This is a genomic window from Parvibaculum sp. (assembly GCF_030694575.1).
GTDB lineage: Bacteria > Pseudomonadota > Alphaproteobacteria > Parvibaculales > Parvibaculaceae > Parvibaculum.
The window spans coordinates 1-3,068 of the sequence record NZ_JAUYUS010000091.1; the positions used below are offsets into that span (position 1 = coordinate 1).

Sequence of the window (3,068 nt, forward strand, 5' to 3'; positions counted from 1 at the left end):
CGGCAATTTCGTGGAATTCTGCCTGACGACCGGCAGCTTTACCGAGGCCGACCGCGAAGCGGCGCTCGCCGCGCTGAAAGCGGAAAAACCCGCCTTCTCCAAACCGCCCGCGCACATCCAGTTCCACAAACCGGCCGCGTAAGGCGAACTCCTCTTCCCACCCTCCCCCGGTGGGAGGGTCGACAATTGGTGAGCGCAAGCGACAAAAATTTCGGGGCGGGGTCGCTGCCTCGAACGCAAGCTCAGAACGAAAACTTCACCCGCCCCGTCACCATATAGTTCATCGCCCCCGTCTCGCCGATATCCTCGACGCCCGTCGCAAGCCGCGCGTCGATCAGATTGTCCAGCGCCTTCAGCAGCAGGCCGCTCTCGATGTCGCCGCTGAATTCGCTCTTCAGCGGAACATTGGCATAGCCCGCCTCGCGGTCGATCCGGTCGAAGGTCCAGTGCGTCTCGACAGTCGCGAAAGGTTCGATCCGCGAAAAGAAGCGCGTTTCGGGCAGGCGGTAGGTGAAGCCGTTCTTGTAGGTCGCGCGGCCGCGGGACCGCGCCTCGCCCGACGCGTCGTCCGACGTCACCTGCAGCCGTGTCAGGCTCAGATGCCCGGCGGGCTTGAAGCGCAGCGCACCGAACTGCCACGCGCCCTCGATGCTCGCGCCGGAAAAGAGGCTGCTGCCGCTGTAGTCGAGCCCCTGGCTCGCGAGGTCGACATGATCCGAGCGGTAGCCGGCGCCGCCATAGGCGCGCAGATGCACATGGTCGCTCATCGCATGGGAGACGAAGGGCGAGACGAGCAGGGTTTCGCTGCCCCAGGGTTTCGCGTTGTCGCGCCAGCCGCGCCCCCAGGTCGCCGTCGCGCCGATCTTCGTCGCCTCGTCGAGCGGCCAGGCCATGCCGCCGCTCACCGCAACGCGCTGCTTCGCCGCGTCGAGCGTCCACTGGCCGCCCGTCCGGCTCCATACCTGCACATCGGCGGGCAGGAAGGCGCGGGCGCCGCCGAGCAGCACGTCGTCCGCATAGCCGGTCGCGATCCGCGCGAAGGGAATGATGTTGCTGTTGCCCTCGATGCCCTCGTTTTCGGCCTTCGGCTCTTCGGTCGGCTGGGTGAAGCGTTCCGCGATCCGTTTGGCGTCCTTGTCGGCGAGGCGCTTCTTCGGCTGCCGCGCCGTGCCCGCGCGGCGGTCGAGCCAGTCCATCTCCTTGTCGGACACCCAGCCCGTCCGCATCCGCTGTGGCGCGTCGGGCCTCGCGCCCGAAGGCGGCATGGTCCGGCGCAGCACGGCGAGGTAGCGTTCGGCGTCTGCCTCCGTCACGCGCCCCTTCGCCTGCAGCGTATGGACCACCGCCACCTGCCAGCCATGCACGATGCGGCGGATGTAGCGCAGATAGTAGGCCTCACGCGCTTCCGGTTCGTCGAGATGCGGCGGCGCGGCGCGCGGGGCGGCGGCGCGCATTTCGTCGTAGCCGGCGCGCCAGCCCTGTTCGGCCGCGAGGCGCAATGCGTTTTCGAAGACGCCGACGGGAACGCCCGTGGCCGCAGCCGCGGCGCCGGGCGTGCAGTAGAGGCATTCCGATTTCTCGAGCAGGACGCGCGGCTCGATGCCCTTCACCTCGTGAATGTCCGGCAGCGGCGGCAGCGATTTCACGGGCGGCGCCAGCACGAAGGTCGAGATCGACGGCGGCTTCGGCCGTCCCGCGGGCGCGCCTTCGAGCGCGCGCTCGTGATCTTCGAGCACGGCGAAGTGATCGGCGAAAATCGCCGCGTCGGGAACGCCGTCGAATGCGGCATGGGCGGGCATTGTAACGAGCCCGGACAAGACCCCGCAGACGAGCGCATAGCCGATAGCGGCGCAGCGGCGCCGCTCAGGTATCGCCATGACGCGATCCTTCGCATCGTCAGGTTGTATGGTGGTCCGGCTGTGCGCAGAAGTTCCCGCCCCTGTGCCCCGGCACCGGTATCAATCTAGGGGCGGGCGTGGTTAACGGAAAACTAAAATCTCTTCGCGGGGAGCCGCGCGGGCGCATTTTCCGGGTCGATGAGGTCACGCGCGCGGGTTAGGTTCCATAAGTTTCAGTCTGTCCGTGTACGGATATATTTTCGCGCGCCGTCCGGCGTCGCGGCGGTGGATCGGACGGCGGGCCGGTTTATCCCCGGTGTTATGGGAGCGAATGGGTCGGCCTGTCGAAAATAATAGGCGCGAGCCGCTCTCCGGCCTTATTCCCGCCCCCGCCGGCATCTCTCTTTCGCGGTGCCCGAAACGCCTTATGACACATTCATGACAGTTCGATGACAGCGGGCGCAAAAACGGGGACAAGTCGCCTTGTCCCCGCCCGCAAAACGACCCGTTATCCGTCAGGAAACCTTGTCCAGAACGCGCCCGAACTTCTCGAAAATCTCGTCGAGATGCTTCTCCTCCGCGATCAGCGGCGGCGACACGGCGATGGTGTCGCCGGAGACGCGGACCATCATGTTTTCCTCGTGAAACGCCACTCTCATCGCATCGAAACCGCGCTTGCCGGGCAGTCCCTCGACAGGTGCGAGATCGAACGCGGCGACGAAGCCGATGGTGCGGATGTCCTGCAGCAGCGCGTGTCCCTTAAGGCTCATCGCGGCTTGCGCGATGTAGGGTTCGAGCTTGCGCGAGCGTTCGAACAATCCCTCGTCGCGATAGAGATCGAGCGTCGCGAGCGCGGCGGCGGCGGCAAGCGGATGTCCCGAATAGGTGTAGCCATGAAAGAGATCGATCACATGATCGGGGCCCGTCTGGAAGGCGTCGTAGACATGCTTCCTGACGACGCAACCGCCCATCGGCACTGTGCCGGACGTGATGCCTTTCGCAAACGTCATGATGTCCGGCGTAACGCCGAAGCGTTCCGATGCCGTCGCATGGCCGAGCCGTCCGAAGGCGGTGATGACCTCGTCGAAAATCAAAAGGATGCCGTGTTTATCGCACAATTCGCGCAGCCGCTTCAGATAGCCGACGGGCGGCGGCAGCACACCGGTCGAGCCCGCCATCGGCTCGACGATGACGGCGGCGATGGTCGATGCGTCGTGCAATTCGACCATG

General features: G+C 65.8%; 2 protein-coding genes. Both read right to left on the bottom strand.

Going from position 1 to position 3,068, the window contains the following annotated elements; genetic code table 11:
- Positions 1–242: 242 nt before the first annotated feature.
- Positions 243–1,877 carry a hypothetical protein gene (locus tag Q8S60_RS12435; RefSeq protein WP_305275755.1) on the bottom strand — a complete coding sequence of 545 codons (1,635 nt, stop codon included), beginning with the start codon at positions 1,875–1,877 and terminating at the stop codon, positions 243–245.
- Between the two features lie 476 nt (positions 1,878–2,353).
- A partial coding sequence (locus Q8S60_RS12440; protein ID WP_305668597.1) for an aminotransferase class III-fold pyridoxal phosphate-dependent enzyme occupies positions 2,354–3,068 on the bottom strand: 715 nt, incomplete at its 5' end.

What these genes read in the sequence shown, in the direction of transcription:
- Q8S60_RS12435 (WP_305275755.1), bottom strand. Translation starts at nt 1,877, where the DNA reads ATGGCGATACCTGAGCGGCGCCGCTGCGCCGCTATCGGCTATGCGCTC.